This is a genomic window from Rhizobium sp. LjRoot98 (assembly GCF_964252935.1).
Classification (GTDB): Bacteria; Pseudomonadota; Alphaproteobacteria; order Rhizobiales; family Rhizobiaceae; genus Pararhizobium.
Genome location: NZ_CAXUPW020000006.1, coordinates 222,218 through 247,884, shown reverse-complemented (window position 1 = coordinate 247,884; position 25,667 = coordinate 222,218). Strand labels below are relative to the sequence as shown.

The 25,667-nt window shown below is 58.5% G+C and carries 26 protein-coding genes, 5 tRNA genes and 1 pseudogene; 17 read left to right on the top strand and 15 right to left on the bottom strand.

Annotated features, from left to right (window positions below; translation table 11 throughout):
* Nucleotides 1–4: 4 nt before the first annotated feature.
* Nucleotides 5–730, bottom strand: coding sequence for a phosphatidylcholine synthase (gene pcsA / locus ACSQ3J_RS20350; protein ID WP_060505361.1), 726 nt, complete (start codon nucleotides 728–730; stop codon nucleotides 5–7).
* Between the two features lie 279 nt (nucleotides 731–1,009).
* On the opposite strand from pcsA, the gene ACSQ3J_RS20345 reads away from it, so the two are divergent.
* The gene (locus tag ACSQ3J_RS20345) at nucleotides 1,010–2,215 is read left to right on the top strand and encodes a UbiH/UbiF family hydroxylase (RefSeq protein ID WP_060505360.1); all 1,206 of its coding nucleotides are present in this window, start codon (nucleotides 1,010–1,012) and stop codon (nucleotides 2,213–2,215) included.
* Here the strand turns inward: ACSQ3J_RS20345 and ACSQ3J_RS20340 are convergent.
* Entirely contained in the window at nucleotides 2,183–3,160 is a 978-nt protein-coding gene (locus ACSQ3J_RS20340; protein WP_060505359.1) for an AEC family transporter, read from the bottom strand. The genes ACSQ3J_RS20345 and ACSQ3J_RS20340 overlap by 33 nt on opposite strands.
* A gap of 31 nt (nucleotides 3,161–3,191) precedes the next feature.
* Nucleotides 3,192–3,941, bottom strand: coding sequence for a cytochrome c biogenesis CcdA family protein (locus tag ACSQ3J_RS20335; protein WP_060505358.1), 750 nt, complete (start codon nucleotides 3,939–3,941; stop codon nucleotides 3,192–3,194).
* A gap of 191 nt (nucleotides 3,942–4,132) precedes the next feature.
* Between ACSQ3J_RS20335 and ACSQ3J_RS20330 the strand changes: the two genes are divergently transcribed.
* Together ACSQ3J_RS20330 and ACSQ3J_RS20325 are read left to right on the top strand one after the other, a co-directional pair.
* Nucleotides 4,133–4,208, top strand: a tRNA-Lys gene (locus tag ACSQ3J_RS20330).
* A gap of 272 nt (nucleotides 4,209–4,480) precedes the next feature.
* Nucleotides 4,481–4,732, top strand: a complete 252-nt coding sequence (locus ACSQ3J_RS20325) for a YMGG-like glycine zipper-containing protein (RefSeq protein WP_060505357.1) — start codon at nucleotides 4,481–4,483, stop codon at nucleotides 4,730–4,732.
* Nucleotides 4,733–5,056: 324 nt separating this feature from the next.
* Here the strand turns inward: ACSQ3J_RS20325 and ACSQ3J_RS20320 are convergent, their stop codons facing one another.
* The 3 genes from ACSQ3J_RS20320 to ACSQ3J_RS20310 form a co-directional block, all read right to left on the bottom strand.
* Nucleotides 5,057–5,389, bottom strand: coding sequence for a hypothetical protein (locus ACSQ3J_RS20320; RefSeq protein WP_060505356.1), 333 nt, complete (start codon nucleotides 5,387–5,389; stop codon nucleotides 5,057–5,059).
* 160 nt (nucleotides 5,390–5,549) lie between these two features.
* Nucleotides 5,550–6,539: a GlxA family transcriptional regulator gene (locus tag ACSQ3J_RS20315; protein ID WP_060505355.1), complete on the bottom strand. Its 990-nt coding sequence runs from the start codon at nucleotides 6,537–6,539 to the stop codon at nucleotides 5,550–5,552.
* A 180-nt stretch (nucleotides 6,540–6,719) separates the two neighbouring features.
* Nucleotides 6,720–7,244, bottom strand: a complete 525-nt coding sequence (locus ACSQ3J_RS20310; RefSeq protein ID WP_082512224.1) for an MgtC/SapB family protein — start codon at nucleotides 7,242–7,244, stop codon at nucleotides 6,720–6,722.
* Nucleotides 7,245–7,491: 247 nt separating this feature from the next.
* Between ACSQ3J_RS20310 and ACSQ3J_RS20305 the strand changes: the two genes are divergently transcribed.
* The 9 genes and pseudogenes from ACSQ3J_RS20305 (at nucleotide 7,492) to ACSQ3J_RS20265 (ending at nucleotide 13,228) form a co-directional block, all read left to right on the top strand.
* Nucleotides 7,492–7,635 (top strand): hypothetical protein, encoded by a 144-nt coding sequence (locus ACSQ3J_RS20305; RefSeq protein ID WP_156393875.1) that lies wholly within the window; start codon nucleotides 7,492–7,494, stop codon nucleotides 7,633–7,635.
* An 81-nt stretch (nucleotides 7,636–7,716) separates the two neighbouring features.
* On the top strand, nucleotides 7,717–8,022 hold the full coding sequence (locus ACSQ3J_RS20300; protein WP_436039999.1) for a helix-turn-helix domain-containing protein: 306 nt from the start codon (nucleotides 7,717–7,719) through the stop codon (nucleotides 8,020–8,022).
* 120 nt (nucleotides 8,023–8,142) lie between these two features.
* Nucleotides 8,143–8,265 (top strand): annotated as a pseudogene (locus ACSQ3J_RS20295) (IS5/IS1182 family transposase); the annotation flags it as partial.
* Nucleotides 8,266–8,604: 339 nt separating this feature from the next.
* Nucleotides 8,605–8,793, top strand: coding sequence for a periplasmic nitrate reductase, NapE protein (napE, locus tag ACSQ3J_RS20290; RefSeq protein ID WP_082512222.1), 189 nt, complete (start codon nucleotides 8,605–8,607; stop codon nucleotides 8,791–8,793).
* Between the two features lie 5 nt (nucleotides 8,794–8,798).
* Nucleotides 8,799–9,299: a ferredoxin-type protein NapF gene (locus tag ACSQ3J_RS20285; RefSeq protein ID WP_082512243.1), complete on the top strand. Its 501-nt coding sequence runs from the start codon at nucleotides 8,799–8,801 to the stop codon at nucleotides 9,297–9,299.
* A complete protein-coding gene (locus tag ACSQ3J_RS20280) occupies nucleotides 9,292–9,555 on the top strand; it encodes a chaperone NapD (RefSeq protein WP_060505353.1) in 264 nt (87 codons plus the stop codon). Before ACSQ3J_RS20285 ends, ACSQ3J_RS20280 begins: the two co-directional genes overlap by 8 nt.
* Nucleotides 9,552–12,056 (top strand): periplasmic nitrate reductase subunit alpha, encoded by a 2,505-nt coding sequence (napA, locus tag ACSQ3J_RS20275; protein WP_060505352.1) that lies wholly within the window; start codon nucleotides 9,552–9,554, stop codon nucleotides 12,054–12,056. The genes ACSQ3J_RS20280 and napA overlap by 4 nt, the downstream gene beginning before the upstream one ends.
* The gene (locus ACSQ3J_RS20270; RefSeq protein ID WP_436039996.1) at nucleotides 12,026–12,526 is read left to right on the top strand and encodes a nitrate reductase cytochrome c-type subunit; all 501 of its coding nucleotides are present in this window, start codon (nucleotides 12,026–12,028) and stop codon (nucleotides 12,524–12,526) included. The genes napA and ACSQ3J_RS20270 overlap by 31 nt, the downstream gene beginning before the upstream one ends.
* Nucleotides 12,527–12,529: 3 nt before the next feature.
* Nucleotides 12,530–13,228, top strand: a complete 699-nt coding sequence (locus ACSQ3J_RS20265; protein ID WP_436039994.1) for a NapC/NirT family cytochrome c — start codon at nucleotides 12,530–12,532, stop codon at nucleotides 13,226–13,228.
* Between the two features lie 617 nt (nucleotides 13,229–13,845).
* On the opposite strand, the gene ACSQ3J_RS20260 is transcribed toward ACSQ3J_RS20265, so the two are convergent.
* The 5 genes from ACSQ3J_RS20260 to ACSQ3J_RS20240 form a co-directional block, all read right to left on the bottom strand.
* Nucleotides 13,846–13,922, bottom strand: a tRNA-Arg gene (locus ACSQ3J_RS20260).
* A gap of 39 nt (nucleotides 13,923–13,961) precedes the next feature.
* Nucleotides 13,962–14,267, bottom strand: coding sequence for an ETC complex I subunit (locus ACSQ3J_RS20255; protein ID WP_436039992.1), 306 nt, complete (start codon nucleotides 14,265–14,267; stop codon nucleotides 13,962–13,964).
* Between the two features lie 234 nt (nucleotides 14,268–14,501).
* Nucleotides 14,502–14,578 (bottom strand) — tRNA-Pro (locus ACSQ3J_RS20250).
* Nucleotides 14,579–14,674: 96 nt separating this feature from the next.
* A complete protein-coding gene (locus tag ACSQ3J_RS20245; RefSeq protein WP_436039991.1) occupies nucleotides 14,675–15,160 on the bottom strand; it encodes a DUF192 domain-containing protein in 486 nt (161 codons plus the stop codon).
* Entirely contained in the window at nucleotides 15,160–15,738 is a 579-nt protein-coding gene (locus ACSQ3J_RS20240; RefSeq protein ID WP_060505271.1) for a cold-shock protein, read from the bottom strand. Before ACSQ3J_RS20240 ends, ACSQ3J_RS20245 begins: the two co-directional genes overlap by 1 nt.
* Nucleotides 15,739–15,934: 196 nt before the next feature.
* Between ACSQ3J_RS20240 and ACSQ3J_RS20235 the strand changes: the two genes are divergently transcribed.
* From ACSQ3J_RS20235 to ACSQ3J_RS20220, 4 genes are all read left to right on the top strand, one after another.
* Nucleotides 15,935–16,375, top strand: a complete 441-nt coding sequence (locus tag ACSQ3J_RS20235) for a VOC family protein (RefSeq protein WP_436039990.1) — start codon at nucleotides 15,935–15,937, stop codon at nucleotides 16,373–16,375.
* 275 nt (nucleotides 16,376–16,650) lie between these two features.
* Entirely contained in the window at nucleotides 16,651–18,066 is a 1,416-nt protein-coding gene (locus ACSQ3J_RS20230; RefSeq protein WP_436039989.1) for a D-Ala-D-Ala carboxypeptidase family metallohydrolase, read from the top strand.
* A gap of 137 nt (nucleotides 18,067–18,203) precedes the next feature.
* Nucleotides 18,204–18,278: transfer RNA gene (locus ACSQ3J_RS20225), tRNA-Glu, on the top strand.
* 189 nt (nucleotides 18,279–18,467) lie between these two features.
* Nucleotides 18,468–18,542: transfer RNA gene (locus ACSQ3J_RS20220), tRNA-Glu, on the top strand.
* A 76-nt stretch (nucleotides 18,543–18,618) separates the two neighbouring features.
* Here ACSQ3J_RS20220 and recJ read toward each other — a convergent pair.
* The 4 genes from recJ to ACSQ3J_RS20200 form a co-directional block, all read right to left on the bottom strand.
* Complete coding sequence (gene recJ, locus ACSQ3J_RS20215; RefSeq protein ID WP_060505268.1) at nucleotides 18,619–20,421, bottom strand: single-stranded-DNA-specific exonuclease RecJ; 1,803 nt, start codon at nucleotides 20,419–20,421, stop codon at nucleotides 18,619–18,621.
* Between the two features lie 123 nt (nucleotides 20,422–20,544).
* Nucleotides 20,545–21,867: a homoserine dehydrogenase gene (locus tag ACSQ3J_RS20210; protein ID WP_060505267.1), complete on the bottom strand. Its 1,323-nt coding sequence runs from the start codon at nucleotides 21,865–21,867 to the stop codon at nucleotides 20,545–20,547.
* Between the two features lie 84 nt (nucleotides 21,868–21,951).
* Complete coding sequence (locus tag ACSQ3J_RS20205) at nucleotides 21,952–23,169, bottom strand: LL-diaminopimelate aminotransferase (protein WP_037101088.1); 1,218 nt, start codon at nucleotides 23,167–23,169, stop codon at nucleotides 21,952–21,954.
* A 122-nt stretch (nucleotides 23,170–23,291) separates the two neighbouring features.
* On the bottom strand, nucleotides 23,292–23,630 hold the full coding sequence (locus ACSQ3J_RS20200; RefSeq protein ID WP_060505266.1) for a hypothetical protein: 339 nt from the start codon (nucleotides 23,628–23,630) through the stop codon (nucleotides 23,292–23,294).
* Between the two features lie 173 nt (nucleotides 23,631–23,803).
* Between ACSQ3J_RS20200 and phaC the strand changes: the two genes are divergently transcribed.
* A complete protein-coding gene (phaC, locus tag ACSQ3J_RS20195) occupies nucleotides 23,804–25,657 on the top strand; it encodes a poly(3-hydroxyalkanoate) polymerase subunit PhaC (RefSeq protein WP_060505265.1) in 1,854 nt (617 codons plus the stop codon).
* Nucleotides 25,658–25,667: the final 10 nt, after the last annotated feature.

Here is a 25,667-nt window from a genome sequence, read left to right as displayed (position 1 = left end):
CTCCTCAACCCCGTCCAAGCCGGGGAAATATCTGCAAGACGAAACCGATGACATAGAGATAGATGCCGGTACCGACGACGCCGGCCACGACCCAGGCAGGAGTGTCGAAATGCAAAAGCAGCGCGTAGCCGCTGAGCACCGACCAGACAGCAAAGACGGCCAGATTGAGCGGCCGCAGGCGCTTGACGCGCACCGGGTGCAGGAAACTGATCGGCATGAAGGTCAGGACAACTGATACGGCGACGACGATCGAGGCCGCCAGTTCGCTGGCATCGATGACGAACAGCGTGAACACCACCATGTTCCAGACGACCGGGAAGCCGGAGAAGAAATACTCGTCCGTCTTCATACCCATGTCGGCATAATAAATCGCACTCGACATGACGATGGCACCGGCGGCAAAGAACGACCATGGTTCACCGATCATGCCGCTCTGATAGAGCGCAAAGGCAGGAAGAAGCACATAGGTGACATAGTCGATGACATTGTCGAGCGTATCGCCGGACCAGTTCGGCAGCACTTCCTTGACGCGAACCTTGCGGGCAATCGGCCCGTCGATGCCATCGACGGCAAGAGCCAGACCCAACCACCAGAACATATCGACGAATCGGTGCTCGGCTGCAGCAACCACGCCCAAAAAGGCGAGGAATGATCCGGATGCGGTGAGAATATGAACGGAAAATGCGCGAATTTCCGCGTAGGGCACGCGCTTGTAGTTAAAAAACTTCATCGGCAGACGCACCCTGTCCTTACTCTGCGCTTTCCTTGGAAGCATGCTGAACCGGCCGTTTCACTAGCCCACGCTCCCGTACCCGCACTGTTGCGCGGGTGTTGGCGGTAATATGCACCGTTTGCGTTTGGCTGCCAGCAAAAATCACCTAACGCCGCAAAAGCACAAGAATCAGCTGTGGATGCGACGTGCATCTGCGCCATTTCACCCCATTTCCTTCGCAGCCGCCGACAGTTAAGATCGAACCCTCAACAGATACATGCACGGGAAGCGGACGCCATGGAGCACTTTGAAATCGCAGTCGTCGGTGCGGGGCTCGCCGGATCTCTGGCAGCGCTTGCGGTTGCCGATACCGGCCGCAGCATCGCGCTGATTGCGCCGGTGGCTGGCAAAGCCGATGGACGGACTACGGCGCTGATGGATCAATCAATTGAGCTCGTGCGGAAACTTGGCCTCTGGCAGGCCGTTGCGCCATTGGCAGCCCCTCTTTCCAGCATGCGGATCATCGACGCAACAAACCGGCTGCTGCGCGCGCCGACAGTGACCTTTCACGCCGCAGAAGTCGGACTAGAGGCATTCGGATACAATATTCCCAACGCTCCCTTCCTTACCCTCCTGGAACAGGAAACAGCCAAACGGCCGACGTTCACGCGTCTTGTTGCGAGCCTGGCGCAGGTCGAATTTGAACCCGAGCGCGCCGTGCTGACGCTCGATGATGGGCGCACCATCACGGCCAGCCTTGTGATCGGCGCCGACGGCCGGAAATCCGGCGTACGCGCGGCCGCCGGTATCGAGGTGCGCAACTGGTCCTATCCGCAAAGTGCGCTTGTGCTCAATTTCTCCCATCAGGTGCCCCACCAGAACATCTCGACGGAATTCCACACACCGCACGGCCCGTTTACGCAGGTTCCATTGCCCGGTGGTTTGCGATCCAGCCTTGTCTGGGTTCAGAAACCGGAAGACACCGAAGCGGCGCTGGCCCTTTCGCCTGACGCTCTGGCATTGGCGGTGGAACAGCGCATGCAATCCATGCTCGGGAAAGTGGTTATAGAAGGTGCGGCCCAGTCATTCCCGCTCTCCGGCATGACTGCCCACGCCTTCGGCAAGGGCCGGGCGGTCCTGATCGGCGAAGCCGCCCACGCCTTCCCGCCTATTGGTGCACAGGGACTGAATCTCAGCCTGCGCGACATCATGGCCGCCCTATCGCTGCTCGGATACTCACCTGTTCCTGACGATTTTGGCGGCCGTTATGACCGCAAACGGCGCGCCGACATTCTCAGCCGCACCGTCAGCGTCGATCTGCTCAATCGCTCCCTCTTGTCTGACTTCCTGCCCGTACAGATGCTGCGTGCTGCAGGCCTGCAGGCTTTGGCAAGTGTAGCGCCGCTGCGCAATCTGATGATGCGCGAGGGGATCAATCCAGGCAGTGCGCTGCAATCCCTGCGTGGTGCGTTACGGGAAAAGATCGGCCGGAAGAGCGCCTGAACTGATCAGATAGAGCAGCATCGTCACCGTCGCCACCGAAAGGACGGTGGTGATCAGGATCGTTGCCGACGCCCGCTCCTGCCAGACTCCGTATTGCTGGCCGATGACAAAGACGTTGGTCGCCGTCGGCAACGCGGCCAGAAGCACAGCTGTCTGCACCCAGACCGGCTCGAAATTGCCGGCAAGGCTCATGACCAGATACATCAGCACCGGGTGCAGGATCAGCTTTGCGGGAACGATATAGCCAATCTCGGCAGGGATGCGTTTCAGCGGCCGCAGCGCCAGCGTCACGCCCATGGCAAACAGCGCGCAGGGTGCAGCCGCCTGCGCCAGATAATCGATCAGGCGTTGAACGGGCAGCGGCGGCTGAAACGCAAAATAGGCTGCAATCACGCCCGCAATTGTCGAGAGAATGAACGGGTGCAGCAGGATTTTTTTCGCAATCCCCAGCGTCAGCATGCCGGCTGGCCGTTTGTCGCCGCCAGCGAGCGCCATCATTGCCGGCGCCACCATGAAATGCAGCACGTTTTCGAAGCAGAAGATCAGCGCAACCGGCACTGCAGCCGGTTCACCCAGCGCCAGCAAGGTCAGCCCCGGCCCCATGTAGCCGATATTGCCATAGGCTCCAGCCAGCCCTTGAACGGTTGATTCCGCCAGCGAATTGCGGCGAATGAGGTAGCCTGCGCCGAAGACAAGCGCAAAAATCGTGTAGGTGACACCCATCGAGGTGAAGACGAAATCGAAGCGCGTCAACTGCTCGATCGGCGTCTTTGAAACCAGCTTGAAGAACAATGCCGGCAGCGACACGTAGATGATGAAGATATTGAGCCAGCCCATGGCATCGCCAGCGCCCTCGCCCGCCGGACGGCGAGCCAGCTTCGCAGTCAGATAGCCAACGAAGATCAGGCCGAAGAACGGCAGTACCAAACCCGCTATTTCAGCCATTCTACACTCGACCTCTGTTTGAGGTTCGTGCTTAACCGATTTGCATCAGGACTGGAAAGGTTTCCTGGAACCAGATCGCCATCGAACTGATGAAGCCGAAGACGAAGGCAAGGCCAGCGAGAATCAGCAGCACACCCATCAGCTTTTCCACCAGACCGAGATGGCGGCGGAAGCGCGACAGGAACTTCATGAAGGCGCCGGAAAACCCGGCGGCGATCCAGAACGGAATGGCCAGCCCCAGTGAATAGACCGCCAGAAGCATGGCGCCATCGGTCACCGTATCGCGCGCAGCAGCAACGCCAAGAATGGTGCCAAGCACCGGACCGATGCACGGCGTCCATCCGAACGCAAAGGCAAGCCCCATGATATAGGCGCCCGACAGCGTGGCCGGCTTGCCGTTGCCTTGAAAACGCGCCTCGCGCCCGAGAATGCCGATCCGGAACACACCGAGGAAATGCAGGCCCATAATGATGATGACGATACCGCCAATGCGCGAGAGGATGTCGATATGCTGGCGCAGTAGCAGGCCGATACTGGATGCCCCGGCCCCCAGCGCCACGAAAACAGTGGCAAACCCGAGCGTAAACAGAAATGCCGCACCAAACACCGCGCGCCGGGTGCCCGTGGACGCGACCTGCGTTTCGCCGCCACGGAACTGGTCGACCGATATGCCCGCCATATAACAGAGATAGGGCGGCACCAGCGGCAGAACGCATGGCGACAGAAAGGACAGCGCGCCCGCCAGAACGGCGGTCCAGATGGAAATATCAGCGATGGACACCAGTCAAAAACTCCAGCCTGCAATAAGCCCGGCCGTCTTAGCGCCGAAGCAGGTGTCAAACCAATCACCTTTTGGCGATCTCCTTGGAAAACATCGTTTTTGCACTTTTGCCCGTTTTTTTGGGTTGACCAAAACAAGCCCGCTGTGCATATGTCCGCCCACTTCCGCCGGACATAACAGACCGGTCTTGGGAGAGCGTAGCTCAGCCGGTAGAGCAACTGACTTTTAATCAGTAGGTCCAGGGTTCGAATCCCTGCGCTCTCACCATATTTTCCAAAATTATCAAGAGCATAAGTATTGGTGTTCGGATGTTTTCCCTCCGGATAACCTAGGTCGACGGTCCATAACCGGCGCGCCCGCCGATTGCTGCCGTGACGACATGCCGACCGCCCCCACGCCATAAGTGGTGCCTTCAGGATTCGCCCAAACTGAAAACCAAGCTTCGCCCCCAGCTTGCACCCGCACTGGACAATTGCACGCATTGCATGGATGCTGAGACCGTCTGGTGAAACTGTGAGTTTGGAGCAAAAGGAATTGCCATGAAGAAACTTGTCGCTGCGGTTGGAATCATTGTTGCTCTATCGTCCTGCACGGCGACGGAGCGGGGAACCGCGATCGGTGCAGGCTCCGGCGCCATCATCGGCGGCGCTGTCAGCAATAGCTGGGGCGGCGCGGCTATCGGCGCAGTGGCGGGTGGCGTTGTGGGCAACCTCATTGGCCGTTCCCAGGAACGTCAAGGCTATTGCATCTATCGTGACCGCAATGGACGGCGCTACGAGGCGCGCTGCTGATAGAAAATCGGCGTTTTTTTCTGGGCTTGCGCGAGCGGCGCCTCGAAGGGCGCCGCGCATGGCGTGAACAGTCCGCATGGACACTGTTGGGCTGGTGCTACCGCGATTTCGACCATGAGCCCACAGGCGAATGAAATCCAACCCTCCATCCACCGGCGTTCTTGGTAAAGGATCCGGCTATATAGCTTTGATCACTGACGACGCGATCCATGTCGCGTTTATAGACCCGTGAAAGAAAAACAGCGTCACCGGTAAGGTAACGCCGTTCATGTTTCCGTTGGCCTGTTTGACTGGGACAACTCCGGTCCGGGAACCTTTCGCCTGTCAGCCGCGGCGGTAGTAGCCCGGCCGTTCCGGGTTATATTCCGGAACTTCGCAGCGTGGATCATTGCGGCAGCGGCGGTCATCATCCCCCCGGCCCTCGCGGTCGCGCCAATCCGCGCGCCCTTCATTATTTCTGCGATCGCTACGGCGGTATTCCCGGTCTTCCGAATAGTCGGCTCTATCGCGCCAGCGCTCATTGCGGTTGTAGCGCTCGGAATAATCGCGCGGGCGTGAATAGTAGCCGTTGTCTTCGTAGGAAACGCCTTCGCTGACGCAGCCGGCAAGCATCAGGGTTGAAAGGCCGATTGCGGTGGCCACTATCAGTGTTTTCATTGTCGTTGCTCTCTCCATTCACGCGAGAGATATGGCCGCTGCAGGAGCACAGCAAGAGGCAATGATCATCGCCCCCTTTCTGTTTGAGCAATTCCCCAAAATTGGCGCAGCCTCCCAAGACGGCCAAGCGCGTGGATGGCCAAAGCAGACTACAGTCCCATCACCGGCGGCCTTGGCGCAATTTCATGGGGCTGCCGCCATATTGACGTTTGAAGGCGCGCGAGAAGGACGAAAGGCTGTCAAAACCGCAGCGAAGCGCGACTTCGCGGATACCGAGTTGCGTATCGCTGACCAGCCGGTGAGCCGTCTGCAGCCTCAGCCGCAGATAGTAACTTCCAGGACTGATGCCGAGCGCCCTGGCAAACCGCATTTCCAGCTGGCGCTGTGATTGCCCGGCCCGCAGCGCAAGGGCTGACATCGACAAGGGCCGGTCGAGTGTCCGTTCCATCAGGCGGATTGCCCGGGCAAGGTCCGGATCGCGCGCCTCCATGCGACCAAGCGACACCAGCGGCTGCGCATCCGTCGCAGCATGTGTCTCGTCGTAGACAAAGATGCTCGCCACATCGAGCGCGACCGATGAGCCAAATTGCTGCCGGATCAGGTGCAGCATCATATCGAAGGTCGGCGATGCACCGCCGGATGTCCAAAATTTTCCGTCGGTCACAAACCGGTCGGCCTTGACGGAAACATCCGGAAAAGTCAGAGCGAAATCCTCCAGTTCTTCCCAGTGGGCCGTCGCGGTGCGCCCATTGATCAGCCCGCAGCGCGCCAGGAGCCAGCATCCCGATTCGATGCCGGCGACGACCGAAAAATGCCGCGCGCTCGCCTGAAGGCTGGCGATGAACGGCTTTTGCGCATGGCGCTCCAGATTGAAGCCGCCGATGATCAAAAGGCAGTCCCCCTGTACCCGCGCCGAAAACGCCCCGGCCACAGCGATGACGACGCCGCAGGTGAGAAGAACAGGCTCGCCATCGGGAGACAGGATTTTCCAGTCGAACAGAGTTTTACCCGCCACCCGGTTGGCGGCGCGTATCGGGTCCAGCACAGAGGCCAGCGACATGATCGATGATTCGGGCAGCACCACGATCACGACCGTCACAGTGTGATCGGAATGCGCAGATGGTCGATCGGAAGTCGCAAGTGCAGACATCCGAAAAATGTCAAATTTTCTGCGCTTTATGTCAAATGAATTGGCATCACTCAGGCATGATGCCCATGTAAGACCTCCTGTCCGCAACACTAGCTGCGGATGCCTGGAAATTCCCCCTACCGACCTTTACCGGACGGGTCGAATGGCAGCGATGCCTTCGACCCGTTTTTTAACGTCATTTCACGGTTCGTCGTTTCCTTCGGTGGCCTTCTCCCGTTCCACGGCGGCCGGCTTCGACTTGACCGCGACCAGAATCTTGCCGACGGCAAAAAGCACCGTCAGTCCGGCAGCAAGCGCAAAGGCCGCGATCAACCAGTGGCCGAAGCCAAGAGCCAGGCCAATCGCACCGGCAAGCCACATGCCGGCCCCCGTCGTCAGGCCCCGCACCTCGCCGCGGGAAAGGACGATCGTTCCCGCAGCAAGGAAAGCCACGCCGGCGGTGACGGCCTCGACCACGCGCAGCGGATCAATGCGCACCTGCTCGTCTGAAAGACCGGGCATATGCACGCTCTCGATTGAAATGATGGCGAACACAGCCGATGCCAAGCTGATGAGAATGTGAGTCCGTAAACCGGCGGCCTTATCCTGCGCCTCGCGCTCAAAACCGATCAGCCCGCCGAAGAAGATCGCACCGCAAAAACGGGCGACGATTACCGGATAGGGAATTTGCGTGGCAGGAAACATGTCGGCGAAAATCTGGTCCATGCGGCCTCAACGCGTGACGCAAAACATGGTTCCGGAGGCCATCCGGCACGAAAGCGGTGTAAGAACGCGTCCCGGGCGTTGGATCGAGCATACCAGTGAAAGGAACGAATCCGGCGATAGCGCGTTACTGCACCGGTTCAACGGAGGAAATTCACATGCTGCGCGCTGGTCTTCTTTGGTTCATGGGGGTCCCCCTCGTCGTCGTCATCCTGATCTGGATGCTGTATTTTTAACGCTGGAGACCATGATGACCAATCCACCCGTCCAACTCCCCATGCCGGCACATCGCGACACATCGAGTTACCGCAATTTCATGGTGCGGGAATTGCTGATCTGGCTCGTCGGTGTTCCCGTCCCGATTGCAGCGATCATCGGCGTCTTTGTTCTTTAGCCCTCATAAGTTCGGACCGGATGACAGCGGGTTGACCTGTGAACACCCTTCGATCATCCTTGACCCAAAAGGAGGGCGATCATGATTACAGGATCCCAGTGCCGCGCCGCCCGCGCACTTGTTGAAATATCGCGCCAGCTCCTGGCAACACTATCCGGCATCGACGAAGACACGATCGCCCGCTTCGAACGAAAGCTGGAAACTCCGGCAGTGGAAACGATCGCTACACTTCAAACCACCCTGGAAAAAGCCGGAGCGATCTTCATACCGGAAGGTGAACGCGGCTTGGGTGTCCAGCTCAAATTCACCCGTTCGGAAGCCCGCCGTCTTTCCATTCTGGAAAGCCAAGGCGGCCTGGTCGCCAATGACGAGGTTCCCGGCGTTTAGATGAGTTGGCGCCCCCTCCAGGGCTCGAACGTGTGACAACCTGCTTAGAAGACCCGATAGATTAAGGGTCTTTCCAATTTGAGGTTTTTTATTCACTGGTGGCAGGAGGATTTGCCATGTGTGATCGAGTGCTGCTTTTGCAAACTCAAACAATTTCGGCGCATCGCCACACACGACGAGAAAACGGCGAGAAACTATCGGTCCATGATAGCGCTGGCGGTAACAATCCTATGGCTCAAATAACGATCCACACTTCCTAGGCCATCTTCTCTATCCGGGTGTGCCCAAAGGGATTCGCATCGCGCGGAGATTGCCCGGCGCCCTGCGACCATCACGGCCTTGGTGTGCCGAAGCGAGCGGGGGCCTTTGTCTTCGCACCATAAGCCAATTGCGGTCACCCATTCATCGGCGCATCGGATAACACCATATTCAATTGCTGTCTCACCGCCCAAACGGAAGTTGGAGACGGATTCTCACGACTGCGCCGATGAAAATAACATGAGTGTAAACTCCTAGTATTATTGTACTTTATTTACTCGGATACGTTGGTAGTATGAGCTAGGAATTGAACAGGGGCTGATTATGCAGGAGCCGTCCCACAGCAGTTCAGCGATAGTAAAATCGCCTACGAGGCGGCGTGAACTTCTGACGTTTTTTATTCTGGCGTTCGGCATATGGCCGATCATCGCGGTGGGTGTAGTGGCGAGTTACGGATTTGCCGTCTGGATATGGCAAATCATCTTCGGCCCACCCGGCCCCCTTGGGCATTGAAGGCGATGCGAACGGCGCCGACTACACGACGTTCGTTTCTGTTTGGCACATCGGCCAAGACAACCAACTTAATCTGTCCTCCAGGAACATCTCCACTCAGCCTTGAAGCGTGCACGGGCTGCGGCCTTTGTGTCGAACATTGTCCCACGCGGATCATCGTGTTGATCGATGACCTGCCAGCGCTCGACTTCTCGTCAGGCGAATGTACGTTTTGCGGTGAATGCAGTCTTGTCTGTCCTGAACCGGTCTTCGCTGCGGAGCCGCCGCATCGATTTCCCCATATTGCTGCCGTCACCGATGCCTGCCTTGCGAGGCGGGATATCGCTTGCCAGTCTTGCGGCGAGAGTTGCCCTGAGAGTGCCATCCGGTTTCGCCCGCGCCTCGGCAGCCCATTTTTACCTGAGATCAACGAGGAACTCTGCACGGGCTGCGGTGCGTGCATGCAGGTTTGCCCTGTGGGAGCATTCGAAACAAAGTCATGTGAACGGGACTCCGCCAATGCCTGAAGCACCCTCAAACTATCACATATCCAGTGCAGTGATCGCCACCTTGCCCAGGGCGACAGACCAACTCATCGCCGAACTGGCGAGAATGGAGAATGTCGAGGTTCACGGGCACGGAGGCGGAAAGATCATTCTTGTGATCGAAGGGACCAGCACCGGAATGATGGGTGATTGCCTAGCAAGGATATCGCTTCTCGACGGTGTCATATCCGCAAATATGGTTTTCGAGCATGTCGAAATGGAGAGCGTGGACAAATGACCGAAGGACTGACACGTCGTCACATTCTGAAGGCACATGCGGCCGGCATTGCCGCTGCCACCGCCGGCATCACCCTCCCCGCGGCCGCACAGCAAGTGCCCGGAGGGGTAGAGGCCTTGGAAATCAAATGGTCGAAGGCACCCTGCCGGTTTTGTGGAACCGGCTGCGGCGTGATGGTCGGCGTCAAGGAGGGGCAGGTTGTCGCCACCCACGGAGACATGCAAGCGGAGGTCAACCGTGGACTGAACTGCATCAAGGGCTATTTCCTTTCCAAGATCATGTACGGCGAGGACCGGTTGAAGACACCCCTGCTTCGCAAGAGTGGCGGGGTCTACGCCAAGGACGGCGAATTCGAGCCGGTGAGCTGGGACGAGGCTTTCGACGTGATGGCCCAGCAGGCCAAGCGCGTTTTGAAGGAAAAGGGCCCGACGGCGGTCGGCATGTTCGGCTCCGGCCAGTGGACGATTTTCGAAGGCTATGCCGCGACAAAGCTGATGCGCGCAGGCTTCCGCTCCAACAATCTTGATCCCAACGCTCGCCATTGTATGGCATCCGCCGCCGTCGCATTCATGCGAACGTTTGGCATGGACGAGCCGATGGGCTGCTATGACGACTTCGAAAACGCAGACGCATTCGTGCTTTGGGGCTCAAACATGGCCGAGATGCACCCGATTCTGTGGACCCGCATCGCCGATCGCCGCCTCGGCCACCCGCATGTTCGTGTCGCGGTTCTGTCGACGTTTACTCACCGCAGCATGGACCTCGCCGATATCCCGGTTGTCTTTACGCCCGGGACCGACCTTGTCATCCTGAACTACATTGCAAACCACATTATCCAGACCGGCCGGGTCAACGAAGCGTTCGTCCAGCAACACACCAAATTTGCCCGTGGCGCAACCGACATCGGCTATGGGCTGCGCCCGGACGATCCGGTGGAGGTGAACGCTGCCAATTCCTCCGATCCCGGCAAGACCGAACCGATGGATTTCGAGGCCTTCAAGGAATTCGTCGCCGATTACACGCTGAAGAAAGCCGCCAAGATGACCGGCGTGGAGCCGGAATTCCTCGAACAATTGGCAGAGCTCTACGCTGATCCGAAAACCAAGGTCATGTCGCTCTGGACCATGGGTTTCAACCAGCACGTCCGGGGCGTGTGGGCCAATCAGATGGTCTATAATATCCATCTGCTGACGGGCAAGATTTCTGAACCCGGCAACAGTCCGTTCTCGCTGACTGGCCAACCATCCGCTTGCGGCACGGCACGCGAAGTCGGGACTTTCGCCCACCGTCTGCCCGCCGACATGGTCGTCACCAATCCTGAGCATCGCAAACATACCGAGGAAATTTGGCGGATTCCTCATGGCATCATTCCCGAAAAGCCGGGATATCACGCTGTGCAGCAGGACCGGATGCTAAAGGACGGCAAGCTCAACTTTTACTGGGTGCAATGTAACAATAACGTCCAGGCCGCCCCCAACACCAGCAACGAGACCTATCAGGGCTATCGCAATCCGGAAAATTTCGTTGTCGTCTCAGACGCCTATCCGACAATCACGGCGATGAGCGCGGATCTCATATTGCCCGCGGCAATGTGGGTGGAAAAGGAAGGGGCATACGGCAACGCCGAACGGCGGACACATGTCTGGCATCAACTTGTGCAGGCATCTGGCGAGGCCCGTTCCGACCTCTGGCAGATGATGGAATTCTCCAAGCGGTTCACGACAGCCGATGTCTGGCCAGCCGAGATTCTCGAAACCAACCCCGGCTTTAAAGATAAGACGCTTTTCGATGTCTTGTTCCGCAACGGTGAAGTTGATCGCTTTCCTCTCAGCGAGGTCAATGCGGAGTACGACAATAACGAGGCAAAAGAGTTCGGCTTCTACGTGCAGAAAGGCCTGTTTGAGGAATATGCCGCATTCGGGCGTGGGCATGGTCATGACCTCGCGCCCTATGACGCCTATCACGAGGTCCGCGGGCTCCGTTGGCCCGTTGTGAATGGACAGGAGACAAAGTGGCGCTACCGCGAAGGGTATGACCCTTACGTGAAAGCTGGCGAAGGCGTGAACTTTTATGGTCAAAAGGACGGCAAAGCGATCATTCTTGCCGTACCGTACGAGCCGCCTGCGGAATCCCCCGACAAGGATTTCGATTTCTGGCTGGTGACGGGACGCGTGCTGGAACACTGGCATTCCGGATCGATGACCATGCGGGTACCGGAACTCTACAAGGCGTTTCCAGGCGCGCGCTGTTTCATGAATGCCGACGATGCGCGCAAGCGTGGCATAAATCAGGGCGCGGAAGTCCGCATCGTTTCCAGGCGCGGAGAAATCCGCACCCGCATCGACATCCGGGGCCGCAACAGGATGCCCGCGGGGGTTATCTTTGTCCCCTGGTTCGATGCCAGCCAGTTGATCAACAAAGTCACCCTCGACGCCACAGATCCCATCTCCAAACAGACGGATTTCAAAAAATGCGCGGTCAAGATTCAACTGGTCGTCTGATGCGGCCCGAATGGTTGGCAGTCATAGCCGGGATATTCGTGTTTATCGCGACGGCTGCGATTGCACAGGTTGCAACGAAGAGCGTCCCGCAACTCCAGGGGCAGACCCCTGCCATGGAGTCCGGAGCCGTCGCCGTCCTGCCCAAGTGGGTGGCGGACGACAAACGCAAGATGCGCGCCTATCCGGACCAGCCGCCGGTCATCCCCCATTCGATCGACGGCTACGAACTCTCGGTCAATGCGAACCGGTGCCTCACCTGCCACAAGCGGGAGTTCACTCAGGACTCCGGCGCGCCGATGATCAGCGTGACGCATTATATGACGCGGGATGGCCAGATGATCGCCGACGTTTCGCCCAGACGTTACTTTTGCACGGCCTGCCACGTCCCGCAGGCGGACGTACAGCCACTGGTACCTAACACCTTCAAAGACATGAGCGAGTTGGGATTCAAGCCGGCAGGAAGCGAGTAAGAAATGATCGCCTGGATCACGAAAATTGCCCAATGGGCACTGAGTATCATGACGACACCCGCCGGAACGCTCGGTCTTGGGTTCCTCACCTTGGGTGGCTTCATTGGCGGTGTCATGTTCTGGGGTGCGTTTAACACCGCTCTTGAAGTGACCAATACCGAGAAGTTCTGTACGGGCTGTCATGAAATGAAGACCAACGTGTATGAGGAACTGACGCGCACCGTCCACTTCTCCAACCGTTCTGGCGTGCGGGCGAGTTGTCCGGATTGTCACGTGCCACACAATTGGACGGACAAGATCGCCCGCAAGATGCAGGCGTCGAAGGAAGTCTGGGGCAAGATTTTCGGCACGATCAACACACGGTCGAAGTTTCTCGAACACCGTCTGGCGCTCGCGCAGAACGAATGGGCGCGGATGAAGGCCAACGACAGCCTCGAATGCCGCAACTGCCATTCATCCGTCGCGATGGACCTGCAGAAGCAGACCCAACGAGCAGCGGACATCCATACCCAGTACCTGCTCACGGGAAAAGCAACATGCATCGACTGCCATAAGGGTATTGCTCACGAGCTGCCCAACATGGAAGGCATCGACCCCGGCTGGAAAATGCCAAAGGAACTGGAGGGAAAGAAGATGGCCACCGATACGCCTGTCGATGATCTCCGGAGATTTGTAGCAGATGCACATACCGGATTGTTTTGAGCTTTTTTATCTCCGCCGCTTGCGTATTACGATCAGTTCGCTCGGAGAGCGTGCCACGGACGCCACAACTCGAATAGCAGACTGAGTGCTTCTAAGAACTGAAGCTGTCGATCTGAACGGCCGACATGAAGGCGCGAGGCCGCCCGATCGAATTCCGGACAAACATACCTTGCTCTGAGGAGTGCGGCCCCGTTTTTCTGGATGATCATGGGCGGGTGCGAATTTCCTGACCTGTGACGATGCTTCCTATCGATTGCGAGATCGAACAGCGCGCGATCTCGCATACGGCCCTCACGATCTCTGTAGAAGAAGGAGGAAGCGATCATGACGATCATCGATAAAACGAAGTCATACGCCGCGCGGGATTGGCGCAGAGCACCATTTGGCGACGCTGGAGGGATAGAAAGTTTCCGCTAGCAATTCAGACGTCGCCCAGACACATCGGCTCGCCAGACGTTAGAAACGATCGGTGGATTGCCATCCCGTTCTATCCACCCACAAGCAGCGCCACCAGCGCCTCGTTGGCCACCGCCAATAGTCATTCAGATGCCGCGTTGCCTGTTGGCTGCCCAGAAACTGCGGCCTGATGGGCAATGCTCGCAAACGCTTGAAATGAGTGGCGACCCCTGCAGGGCTCGAACCTGCGACAACCTGCTTAGAAGGCAGGTGCTCTATCCAGCTGAGCTAAGGGGCCGCTTGGAGGAGGTTTCCCTCCCGAACCGGCGGTCCTGGATCAATGGGTCCAAGGCTGCGTGCGGCTGAACCGGAAATTATCGCTGTAGGACACGCTCTTACGGGTCGATTCCTTCGGTGCGATGACACGGTATTCGATGCCGTTGCGCTCGGCATAGGCAACAGCCTGTTCGGCTGTTTCGAATGTCAACTTGACCTGCTGACGCGTATCGGCCGAGCTCGTATAGCCCATGATCGGGTCAATGGTGCGCGGCGTTTCCTGATCGAACTCAAGAACCCACAAATTCGTCTTGGCCTTGCCAGACTGCATGGCGGTTTTTGCGGGTCGATAGATTTTCGCGGACATATTTTTGGCGGCTCCACCATGGTTCACTGCTGCCGACGGCGCAATGCGCTGCCGGTGTCTGCGCATTGCCATAGCGCAGAACGAATTAAAACGAAATGACCTTGCTGAGATATATCCGCCAATTTTGCCATCTGCGCCGTTTCGCAGCAAAAAGCGAGCGCTTCACAAGCGGCGCGTGAAGCCGAACAAGGAAAGGCCTCTTGCGCTACCGATGTAACAAATTGGGAAAATCAATGGTCGGAGTGGAGAGATTCGAACTCCCGACCCTCTGGTCCCAAACCAGATGCGCTACCAGGCTGCGCTACACTCCGTGACCCGTCGATGGCGGGGAGATACACGCTTCCCCCTGCCCCTGCAACACCTAAATTGCACAATTCCACAGATGCGCCAAAGGATTGACCGGATGGTCAGGGCTTCAAATCGGAGATGCGCTGACTATCGACAACATCGCCCGTCGCAATACCTAGGCGATTGACGGTGCCTGCATTCAATTCGAGAACGAAAGCGACCGGAACGCGCGAATCAATGATGGCTTCCGACAGCGGTACGGCGTTCTCACGAATCGTCTCTATCCTGCCGTCCTTGGCGATGAACAGCATGTCGAGCGGAAGATAGGTGTTCTTCATCCACATCATCACTTGCCGCGTCACACCGAAATCAAACAGCATGCCGTGGTCGCGCGCCATATGGCGGCGGTTCATCAGGCCCTGCGATCGCTGCTCGTTGTCCACTGCCAGTTCGACGGTGAATTTATGCACCTTGCCGCCAGTGGAGATGATCTGCAAAGGCGCGGTTTCGAAGGTGACGTCAGCGGCGGCAGCGAAAAAAGGAACAAGCCACAAAAAAAGCGCCACGAGGGCGCTTCCGGCGAGGCGCAGACAAGACGTGCGCATCAGTGTGCCCGGCCTACTGGTGCCGGTATGTCAGGATGAATTTCGGCGGCCATCAGACCCTTGTCCCCATCGCCGAAACGCACCAGAACGGTCTGACCGGGACGCAGTTCGGTAAGCCCGAAACGACGCAGGGTTTCCATATGGATGAAAATATCCTCTGTACCGTCGCCGCGCGTCAGGAAGCCGAACCCCTTGGTGCGGTTGAACCACTTGACCAGGCATCGCTCCAGCCCGCTGGTCGGCGTCACCTGAACGTGGGTCTTGACCGGCGGCAGCTGCGAGGGATGGATCGCGGTTGACTGGTCCATGGAAAGGATGCGGAAAGCCTGATAGCCGCGGTCACGCCTTTGAATGAGCGCAACCACGCGGGCGCCCTCAAGCACGGTCTGGTAGCCGTCGCGGCGCAGGCATGTGACGTGAACCAGGACATCCTGCATGCCGTTGTCGGGAATGATAAAGCCGAATCCCTTGGCAACGTCGAACCATTTGATGACGCCGGTTATTTCAACCAGATCGAGAGCGTCATTGGCAAAATCGTCATCCGGCGTGACGCCCTTTGCTGAAATTCTGTCCGCCATTGCCTATCCAGCCCCTCGATTACGCGTCACATCATTACGGTTAACTGATTCTTGACGATCAGAATAACATCGTCCCGCCGCACATGTGCAAGCCCCCGGATGAAATTTGCCGTCAAAGCACATTAGCCGCCGAGCCTTGCCTCTGGCTGGTTGTCGGCTAAATATACTCCATCTTCCGCAAAACAAGGATATACCAATGCGTTATCTGCACACGATGGTTCGCGTCAAAGATCTGGACGCTTCACTTCACTTCTGGGTCAAGCTGTTTGGCCTTGTGGAAATCCGCCGCTACGAGAATGAAAAGGGCCGCTTCACCCTGATTTTCCTCGCCGCTCCCGGCGATCTCGATCACGCCAAGGCAGAATTGTCGCCCTGCCTGGAACTCACCTACAACTGGGACACCGAGGATTACACCGGCGGCCGCAATTTCGGCCACCTGGCCTACGAGGTCGACGACATCTACGCGACCTGCCAGCATCTGATGGACAGCGGCGTCATCATCAACCGGCCGCCACGCGATGGCCACATGGCCTTCGTCCGCTCGCCGGACGGCATTTCCATCGAAATTCTGCAGAAGGGTGAGAGCCTTGCGTCGCAGGAACCCTGGGCCTCGATGGGCAATACCGGCGCCTGGTAAGCTCCGCACAATGCGACTGGGCGATATCTGCCACTGCTTTCCAGCACCGATGGTTGCTGGGCTGCACGTATCGCCTGCGTCAGCGCAGGTTTACAAATAGCGGTACGTTCACTAATGTTTGAACGAAACGTTAAGGGGATAAAAGGTGCACACAGCGTTACGCTGGCAGGCACGTTATCCCCGGTTGAACCGGTCAAACCGCAATGGAGGAGGTGTGGCGATCCTTTAAACAGGGCCACGCTGATCGTGCGGTTTGTCACGTCTGATGAAAGGCCATGACGGCAAATGTCGCCCGGCCCGCATTGAGTGGGGATCCAACGTTGCGCCATATTTTGCAGAAAGCGGCGGCGATTCGCGGCCTTGGCTGTGCACTTGCGCTGAGCGTTTCAACAATGATGCTGTCGGGTTGCGTTTCCGCCGCAAAGGAAACGGCCGAAGCCGCGACAGCAGCAGAAGATGTGGTGCCGGAAATCGCGTCCACTGACGCGGCCCAAGCGGCGTCCGGTTCCTATCAGGATCAGCAGGTTTCTGCTGTTGGCGCCAACGGCCAACAACACCCCGCAACCCAAGCCACCGCAATGATGCCTGCGCCCAACAATGGACAGCCGTCATCGCTGACGATGCAAAACACTGGCCTGAATGCCACCTCGAACAGCATCTTTGCGGTCCAGACGCCGAACGCGGTGACGGCTCAGGGTGCCACGACAGCCACAGGCAATGCACCACTGCCGGCTGCGCAAGCCACCGGCGTTAATCCCGCGACAAACAGTCTTTTCAACAGTGGCCAGCCGGCAGCAAGCCAGATTCCCCTGCCGCTGGAAGGCGCGAGCAATGCCGACGGTGCGGCAGCCGCTCAACAACAGTTGGCGAGCGCGGAAATTGGTGCTGACGGCACGCCGCTCCCCGTTGCCGTGCCGATCCCGTCTAGCGGCGACGGCATGCGAAACGCCGATGCACAGCAAACAGCAGCCCTGCAAGCCGCATCCGCGGAGGGCGTCAACAGCGCGACGGCAATGATTTCCGATTCCGGAAATTCGCAGAACAGCGAGGATAAATCGGATGAGGCGGAAAAAACCCTGACGCTTGCCGGCCTGTTTGCTGCCAAGCGCAAGAACCGGAACCAGTTCAACAATGATCGCTTCGCCAAGACCTCCGAAAAGAAGACGCTCGTTGCCAGCAACCTGAAACCGCAGCAGATTGCCGCGCTCGGGTTCACCGCCCTGCCCGGCGTGCGAACCACGTCGATGTTTGCGACTGTCGATGATTCGCAACCGGGGCACGACGACGATAGTCCTGCGGTGGAAATGGCGTCATTGTCGGGCCTCGCTCGCCTCGCGCCGAACGGGCTGATGCTGCAAACCGAAAAGGTGGAAACGGGCTGTTTCCAACCCGATTTGTTGCAGGTTCTGAAGGTCATTGAGACTCATTACGGCCGAAAGATCATGGTGACCTCCGGCTTGCGCGATCTGAAGCACAATGCCAGTGCCGGTGGACGCAAGCACTCGCTTCACACCACGTGCCAGGCCGCCGACATCCAGGTGCCTGGCGTCAGCAAATGGGATCTTGCCGAATATCTGCGTACTATTCCGGGACGCGGCGGCGTTGGAACCTATTGCCACACGGAATCCGTCCATATCGACACGGGCGAGGCCCGCGATTGGAATTGGCGCTGCCGCCGCCGCAAGGGTTAACGACAACAATCTGTTTTAATTAGACAATTCCTCCAACCGCTAAAAACCGTTCGTTATCAGAACTTTTTTACAGGAAAATGAAATTTGCCGCTTGCGGTATTCAAAACCCCTGATTATAAGACGCCCACACAACGGATGCGCCCTTCGTCTATCGGTTAGGACACCAGATTTTCATTCTGGGAAGAGGGGTTCGACTCCCCTAGGGCGTACCATTGTGATCCTCCTTTCCAGCGAAAATATATGCCTCGCAGACGCTTAAAACAGGCGTTGCGGGCGTTTTTGCGTCACATAAACTCAAGCCGTTTAACCGCTGATTTTGTTGTGAAAAATTCTTTCGAAAAATGCGATTTAGCGCTTGCAGCATTCATCGTGTCTGTCTATAAGACGCCCACACCACTGATGCGCCCTTCGTCTATCGGTTAGGACACCAGATTTTCATTCTGGGAAGAGGGGTTCGACTCCCCTAGGGCGTACCATGGTCTCTCATTCATCCACCCACATTGACGCATTTTCCGGCTTTCAAAGCTTTTAGCCTTGTTGCACGCCTCCGGTTCAGAATGCCTTTGCCGCGTCGATAATGCGCAGTTGCACGCGGCGTGTTCCCTGCCACATGTCTGCCGAGACAGAGGCGGCTACGTGTAGCGAAGTGCCACGCTCGGACAGCAGCAAGTCGCCCAGCGGTGTCTCCAGAGCACGGAACGCGATACCCTCGACCCTCGAACCGTCCTGGCCTTCCAGCGTCACCTTCACGTGATTGGCGCCGACCTGGCGCGAATCCCGCAGGCGGTGCGCCGGCAAGGCAAAGACGGGCTGCGGATGCCCTGCCCCGTATGGGCCTGCCTGCTCCAATTGATCGATTAGCGCCAGATTGGCGCCGGCGGCGCCCAAGGCGCCGTCAATCTTCAGCGTCTCGGCCGAGACGAGGTCTTTGACGGTATTCTGCGCCCTCTCGTCGAAGAAGTGCCTGAGCTTGCCGAGATTGGCGCGCTCGACGGTCAGGCCCGCCGCCATCGCGTGGCCACCGCCTTTGACCAGCAGGCCATTATCGACAGCCGCGCGAACGATTTTGCCGATGTCGAAGCCGCTGATCGAGCGGCCCGATCCCGTTCCCTTGCCATTGATATCAAACGAGATCGCAAAGGCCGGACGGCGAAACTTTTCCTTCAGGCGTGCAGCCAGAAGGCCAACGATGCCCGGGTGCCAGTTTTCACGGGCTGTGACGATGATCGAAGCCGATTCGCCGGTGCCGTATTCCGCCAGCGCTTCGGCCTCCGCCTCTGCCAGCATCGCCACCTCCATCACCTGCCGCTCTCGGTTGAGCTCGTCGAGTTTGGCGGCGATCTCTTCGGCGGCGGCCTCATCCTCCAGCGTAAGCAAGCGGCTACCGAGTGCCGCATCGCCGATACGGCCGCCGGCATTGATGCGCGGGCCGATCAGAAAGCCGAAATGATAGGGCGTCACCGGCCCGCCAAGCCCGGCCTTGCGAAACAGGGCCGACAGGCCCGGGTTCTGCATATGCCGTGCGGCAACCAGCCCCTTGACCACGTAGGCCCTGTTCAGCCCCTTTAGCGGCACCACATCGCAGACCGTCGCCAGCGCGACAATATCAAGCAAGGCGAGCAGATCGAACGAGGCGACACGCTTGTCACCGGCTTCACGCAACTGGCGCACGGCATTGACGAGAACGAGGAAGACGACACCGGCGGCGCAGAGATGCCCCTGCCCCGACAGATCGTCCTCGCGGTTTGGATTGACCAGCGCCACGCAGGGCGGCAGTTCCGCACCGACCTGATGATGGTCGATCACAACGACATCGATGCCGCGCGCCTCGGCAGCCGCCAGCGATTCGTGGCTGGTCGAGCCGCAATCGACGGTAACAATCAACCGGGCGCCATTATCGATCAGCTGGTTGATGGCAGCAGGATTGGGACCGTAGCCTTCAAAAATCCGATCGGGAATATAGATTTCCGCCGCGACGCCAAAATGGCGCAGGAAGCGGAACATCAGTGCCGAGGACGCGGCGCCATCGACATCGTAGTCTCCGAAAATGGCAACCTTTTCGCGCGCCGTGATCGCGGCGACGATCCGGGCGGCAGCCTTGCTACAATCGGTCAGCGTATCGGGATCGGGCATCAGCGAACGAATGGTCGGATCGAGAAATGCCACCGCGTCGTCCATGGTCACGCCGCGGCCCGCAAGTACCCGTGCGATGAGATCGGAAAACCCGTGAACCTGGCTGATGGCCAATGCGCGGTTCTGACCGGCCTGGTCGAGCCGCGATACCCAGCGCTGTCCGCTGACCGACCGCTCGACATTGAGAAACGCCCGCTGGACGGGATCTGGCACTTCAATCATCGTACACCCATGACTTTTGACCGTTCGTACGCGGGTTTTGCATCCTGTGCAAACAGCAACGAAAACGGCCCCATCCGGATACAATCCGGATAGGGCCGTAAGACATTCAATGGCAAAGGGGGATCAGGCTGCCTTCGGCCGCTCGATGCGGATAACCTGCGGTTCGCCGACCAGATAACCCTCGGCCTTGATCGACGCCACGGCCTTGCGCACCGAATCCTCGGTCGTCGCGTGGGTGACAAGGATGATCGTCTGCGGTTCGCCAGTATCCACGGGCTGCTTGGAGTGCTGGACGATCGATTCCAGCGAAATCCGGTTCTCTGCCATGCGCGTCGCAATGCTTGCAAACACGCCGGTCTTGTCGAGAACCTTCAGGCGGATGAAGTATCCGCCCTCATGGCTCTGGATCTGCGCCTGTTTGTACGGCAGCAACGCCGTGACAGGGCGGCCAAACGCCGGAACATGCTGGGCTCCCGGGCGGCTCTTGGCCAGATCGGCGATATCGCCGAGTACGGCGGATGCCGTTGCATTGCCACCAGCACCCGGGCCGACCATCAGCAATTCGCCAAGGATATCGGATTCGATTGCCACGGCGTTGGTGACACCATCAACCTGCGCAATCACCGAATCGAGCGGTACCATGGTCGGGTGCACGCGCTGCTCGATACCACTCTCCGTGCGCTGGGCAACGCCGAGCAGCTTGATACGGTAACCGAGATCGGCGGCTGCATGGATGTCGTCGATCGAGATATTGGTGATGCCTTCAAGATAAATGTCATCGGCAGCAATTGCCGTACCGAAAGCAAGGCTGGTGAGGATCGACAGTTTGTGGGCGGTATCGTTGCCCTCGATGTCAAAAGCGGGATCGGCTTCAGCATAACCAAGGCGCTGGGCCTCCTTGAGGCAGGCCTCGAACGACAGGCCTTCCTTTTCCATCTTGGTCAGGATGTAATTGCAGGTGCCGTTCATGATGCCGTAGACGCGCGAAATCGTGTTGCCCGTCAGCGATTCCCGCAGTGCCTTGATCACCGGAATACCGCCGGCGACCGCAGCTTCGTAATTCAGAAGCGCGCCATGCTCTTCAGCCAGACCGGCAAGCGCGATGCCGTGGGCTGCCAGCAGCGCCTTGTTGGCGGTGATGACGTGCACGCCGCGCGACAGGGCAGCCTTGACGGCGGACAGAGCCGGTTCACCGGCACCGCCCATCAATTCGACGAAGACGTCGATATCGGCAGTGCTCGCCAGCGAAAGCGCATCTTCGTGCCAGTCGATGGCGGAAATGTCGATGCCGCGATCACGGTTCCTGTCACGTGCCGTAACGGCGGTGATTTCGATGGCCCGGCCGCATGTCGTCGCCAGCGCCTCGTGGCGTTCCTGGAGAATACGCACGAGCGAGGCACCAACAGTTCCCAAGCCCGCAATGCCGATTTTAAGGGCATCTGCCATACACGTTTCCTAACATTAACATATCGAGAGCGCTCCGCCTGAAACGGCGGAGCAGATTTTGAGGAAACTGGAAAATCCAATGCCTCAGCGGTGAGCGTTCAGCGAGATGACGTTGTGCAACGTATCGTCGGCTGTCGACAGGAACTTCTTGAGGCTGCGGGCGGCCTGGCGAATGCGGTGTTCGTTTTCAACCAGCGCGATGCGGATGTAGTCGTCGCCCTGCTCGCCAAAACCGATGCCGGGTGCCACTGCGATATCGGCCTTTTCGACCAGGAGCTTGGAGAACTCCAGCGAACCGAGATGACGGAACTTTTCCGGGATCTTGGCCCAGGCAAACATGGTGGCGGCCGGCGGCGGCACATCCCAGCCGGCCTTGCCGAAGCTTTCGACCAGCACGTCGCGGCGGCGCTTGTAGATATTGCGCACTTCCGCGATATCCGAGCCGTCGCCGTTCAGCGCATGGGTTGCAGCCACCTGGATCGGCGTGAAAGCGCCGTAATCGAGATAGGACTTCACCCGCGTCAGAGCCGCAATCAGGCGTTCGTTGCCGACAGCAAAACCCATGCGCCAGCCGGGCATGGAAAATGTCTTCGACATCGAGGTGAACTCGACCGTGTTGTCCATGGCGCCTGGAACTTCCAGAACCGACGGCGGCAGAACGCCATCGAAATAGATTTCCGAATAGGCCAGATCCGACAGGATGACGATGTCGTGCTTCTTCGCGAAGGCGACGACTTCCTTGTAGAAATCAAGCGTTGCCACATGCGCCGTCGGGTTGGACGGATAGTTGATGACCAGCGCGATCGGTTTGGGGATCGAATGACGGATCGCCCGCTCCAGCGGCGGGAAGAACGTATCATCCGGCTCGACCGAGATCGAACGGATCACGCCGCCGGTCATCAGGAAGCCGAAGGCATGGATCGGATAGGTCGGGTTCGGGCACAGGATCACGTCGCCGGGCGCGGTGATCGCCTGCGCCATATTGGCAAAACCTTCCTTGGAGCCGAGGGTGGCGACCACCTGCGTGTCCGGATTAAGCTTGACGCCAAACCGGCGGGCGTAATAGGCGGCCTGCGCACGGCGAAGACCCGGTATGCCCTTGGAGGACGAATAGCGGTGAGTGCGCGGATCCTGAACGACCTCGCACAGCTTGTCGACAACGGATTGCGGCGTCGGAAGGTCCGGATTGCCCATGCCGAGATCGATGATGTCAGCTCCACCCGCTCGCGCGCTGGCTTTCAAACGGTTGACCTGTTCGAAAACGTAAGGCGGCAGACGCCGGACTTTGTGAAACTCTTCCATCTCTAAACCTCGTCTTGCGCCGTCCCCATGCCGGAATCATGCGTGCAAGGAGACGCGCGCGGTGCAATCAGGCCCACGCGGCCATGAAACGCTTTGCGTCCAAATCAGCCGAAACGCAAGCGCTATTTCTGTATCTCTTTCAGCGTATCGGCGCCGTGATTGGCGGCCAACAGCTGCAGCTCCTTCAGGCGGCGCTGATATTCGGCTTCGGAGATTTTTCCCGATGAGCGGGCAGCCCCAAGAGCAGTCAGCCGCGCCGACTGGCTTGCAGCCTCTTCATTGCTCATCTGGGCGCTCGCCGCCGGCAATTTTCCTTCGATGACCGGATAGACGTCAGCAGGGATCGGCTTGGCCATGGTGGCCGAATAGATCGACGGCTGCTCCTCGATTTTTGCCGAACTGCAGGCGGCAAGCGCAAGCACCAAACCTGCCATCCCAAAGGCCGTCACCATCCGCGTCATCACTGCTTTCCCCGACTTCGTCATCTCGCCCCTGCCCGGCCCTTTCGTTGAATCCTCGACCGAAACCGGTGGGCAACCAACGTGCCCCGAGTCCAACATGCGCTGGCACTTGTAATCATTTTAAGGCAGAATGTAAAAAGACAAAACAAACAAACATCTGTGGAGGAAACTGGGTGGCAGAAGACAGGAAGGCCGAGGGCCAGACCGGCGCCAGCACGGAAGGTTTTCCCGGTTTCGACCCGAAATCCGTCGAACCCTATATCGTCAAGGACCCGGAAGCCTTTACGATCAATCTTGCCCGCACTGTCGAGCAGCTTGGCAAGGCCGCATCCGCTTGGCTTGCCCCCCGCGAAAGCGGCGAAAAGACCGACATGGTCGCCGACCCGATGGTCGATATGGTCAAGACCCTCTCCAAAGTATCCGAATACTGGCTCTCCGATCCGAGGCGGACCTTGGAAGCCCAGACCCATTTGATGGGCAGCTTCTTTTCCATGTGGACGCGAAGCCTGCAGAAAATGAACGGCGAGGCGGTCGCCGATCCAGACGAGGTGCCCCGCAACGACAAACGTTTTGCGGATGCCGACTGGGTTGCCAATCCGTTCTTCGATTTCCTGCGGCAGGCCTATTTCATCACGTCCAGCTGGGCGGACCGGATGGTGCGCGACGCCGAAGGGCTCGACGAGCATACCAAACACAAAGCCGCCTTCTACGTCAGGCAGATTTCGAGCGCCCTGTCGCCTGCCAATTTCGTCACCACCAACCCGCAGCTTTATCGCGAAACGGTCGCCTCCAGCGGCGCCAATCTCGTCAAGGGCATGCAGATGCTGGCCGAGGACATCGTTGCCGGCAAGGGCGACCTGAAACTACGCCAGACCGATGTCAGCAAATTCGCGGTCGGCGAGAATATTGCCATCACCCCCGGCAAGGTGATTGCCCAAAGCGATGTCTGCCAGGTGCTGCAATATGATGCCTCCACCGACACAGTCTTGAAGCGGCCGCTGTTGATCTGCCCCCCATGGATCAACAAATTCTACGTTCTCGATCTGAATCCGCAAAAATCCTTTATCAAATGGGCGGTCGATCAGGGCCATACCGTCTTCGTCATCTCCTGGGTCAATCCGGATGAGCGCCATGCCAATAAGGACTGGGAGTCCTACGCCCGCGAAGGCATCGGCTTTGCGCTCGACACCATCCGCCATGCGACCGGCGAAGAGGATGTCAACGCGATCGGCTATTGTGTTGGCGGCACTCTGCTTGCTGCCACACTCGCGCTGCATGCGCAGGAAGGCGATACGCGCATCCGCTCTGCCACGCTGTTCACCACGCAAGTCGATTTCACCCATGCCGGCGACCTCAAGGTCTTCGCCGACGAAGAGCAGATCGCCCAGATAGAACAGCGGATGAAGGAGACCGGCTATCTCGACGGCTCGAAGATGGCCATGGCCTTCAACATGCTGCGCGCGTCGGATCTCATCTGGCCCTATTTCGTCAACAACTACCTGAAGGGCCAGGAGCCCTCGGCATTCGACCTGCTCTACTGGAATTCCGATTCGACGCGGATGCCGGCAGCCAACCACTCCTTCTATCTGCGCAATTGCTATCTGCAGAACAACCTGACCAAGGGCGACATGGTGCTGGCCGGCAAGAAGGTCTCGCTTGGTGACGTCAAAATCCCGATCTACAATCTCGCCACCAAGGAAGATCACATCGCTCCGGCAAAGTCTGTCTTCGTCGGCAGCCAGTTCTTCGGCGGCGATGTCACCTACGTCATGTCCGGTTCGGGCCATATCGCGGGCGTCGTCAATCCGCCGGACAAGAGCAAGTATCAGTTCTGGACCGGTGGCGCGGCCAAGGGCGACTTCGATGACTGGGTGATGTCAGCGAAGGAAACACCGGGCTCCTGGTGGCCGCACTGGCAAGCCTGGATTGAAACGCTTGATGGCGAGCGCGTTCCGGCGCGAAAGACGGGCGGAAACCTCAATTCTCTTGAAGAAGCGCCGGGCTCCTATGTCCGCGCCCGCGCCTGATCAGATAACG

What these genes read in the sequence shown, in the direction of transcription:
- ACSQ3J_RS20285 (WP_082512243.1), top strand. Translation starts at nt 8,799, where the DNA reads ATGCGAACGGCGCCGACTACACGACGTTCGTTTCTGTTTGGCACATCG.
- recJ (WP_060505268.1), bottom strand. Translation starts at nt 20,421, where the DNA reads ATGATTGAAGTGCCAGATCCCGTCCAGCGGGCGTTTCTCAATGTCGAG.
- ACSQ3J_RS20205 (WP_037101088.1), bottom strand. Translation starts at nt 23,169, where the DNA reads ATGGAAGAGTTTCACAAAGTCCGGCGTCTGCCGCCTTACGTTTTCGAA.
- ACSQ3J_RS20265 (WP_436039994.1), top strand. Translation starts at nt 12,530, where the DNA reads ATGATCGCCTGGATCACGAAAATTGCCCAATGGGCACTGAGTATCATG.
- ACSQ3J_RS20235 (WP_436039990.1), top strand. Translation starts at nt 15,935, where the DNA reads ATGCGTTATCTGCACACGATGGTTCGCGTCAAAGATCTGGACGCTTCA.
- ACSQ3J_RS20325 (WP_060505357.1), top strand. Translation starts at nt 4,481, where the DNA reads ATGAAGAAACTTGTCGCTGCGGTTGGAATCATTGTTGCTCTATCGTCC.
- napE (WP_082512222.1), top strand. Translation starts at nt 8,605, where the DNA reads ATGCAGGAGCCGTCCCACAGCAGTTCAGCGATAGTAAAATCGCCTACG.
- ACSQ3J_RS20305 (WP_156393875.1), top strand. Translation starts at nt 7,492, where the DNA reads ATGACCAATCCACCCGTCCAACTCCCCATGCCGGCACATCGCGACACA.
- napA (WP_060505352.1), top strand. Translation starts at nt 9,552, where the DNA reads ATGACCGAAGGACTGACACGTCGTCACATTCTGAAGGCACATGCGGCC.
- ACSQ3J_RS20210 (WP_060505267.1), bottom strand. Translation starts at nt 21,867, where the DNA reads ATGGCAGATGCCCTTAAAATCGGCATTGCGGGCTTGGGAACTGTTGGT.
- ACSQ3J_RS20230 (WP_436039989.1), top strand. Translation starts at nt 16,651, where the DNA reads ATGACGGCAAATGTCGCCCGGCCCGCATTGAGTGGGGATCCAACGTTG.
- ACSQ3J_RS20280 (WP_060505353.1), top strand. Translation starts at nt 9,292, where the DNA reads ATGCCTGAAGCACCCTCAAACTATCACATATCCAGTGCAGTGATCGCC.
- ACSQ3J_RS20345 (WP_060505360.1), top strand. Translation starts at nt 1,010, where the DNA reads ATGGAGCACTTTGAAATCGCAGTCGTCGGTGCGGGGCTCGCCGGATCT.
- ACSQ3J_RS20255 (WP_436039992.1), bottom strand. Translation starts at nt 14,267, where the DNA reads ATGTCCGCGAAAATCTATCGACCCGCAAAAACCGCCATGCAGTCTGGC.
- ACSQ3J_RS20240 (WP_060505271.1), bottom strand. Translation starts at nt 15,738, where the DNA reads ATGGCGGACAGAATTTCAGCAAAGGGCGTCACGCCGGATGACGATTTT.
- ACSQ3J_RS20270 (WP_436039996.1), top strand. Translation starts at nt 12,026, where the DNA reads ATGCGCGGTCAAGATTCAACTGGTCGTCTGATGCGGCCCGAATGGTTG.
- ACSQ3J_RS20320 (WP_060505356.1), bottom strand. Translation starts at nt 5,389, where the DNA reads ATGAAAACACTGATAGTGGCCACCGCAATCGGCCTTTCAACCCTGATG.
- ACSQ3J_RS20340 (WP_060505359.1), bottom strand. Translation starts at nt 3,160, where the DNA reads ATGGCTGAAATAGCGGGTTTGGTACTGCCGTTCTTCGGCCTGATCTTC.
- ACSQ3J_RS20315 (WP_060505355.1), bottom strand. Translation starts at nt 6,539, where the DNA reads ATGTCTGCACTTGCGACTTCCGATCGACCATCTGCGCATTCCGATCAC.
- pcsA (WP_060505361.1), bottom strand. Translation starts at nt 730, where the DNA reads ATGAAGTTTTTTAACTACAAGCGCGTGCCCTACGCGGAAATTCGCGCA.
- ACSQ3J_RS20310 (WP_082512224.1), bottom strand. Translation starts at nt 7,244, where the DNA reads ATGGACCAGATTTTCGCCGACATGTTTCCTGCCACGCAAATTCCCTAT.
- ACSQ3J_RS20245 (WP_436039991.1), bottom strand. Translation starts at nt 15,160, where the DNA reads ATGCGCACGTCTTGTCTGCGCCTCGCCGGAAGCGCCCTCGTGGCGCTT.
- ACSQ3J_RS20300 (WP_436039999.1), top strand. Translation starts at nt 7,717, where the DNA reads ATGATTACAGGATCCCAGTGCCGCGCCGCCCGCGCACTTGTTGAAATA.
- ACSQ3J_RS20200 (WP_060505266.1), bottom strand. Translation starts at nt 23,630, where the DNA reads ATGACGCGGATGGTGACGGCCTTTGGGATGGCAGGTTTGGTGCTTGCG.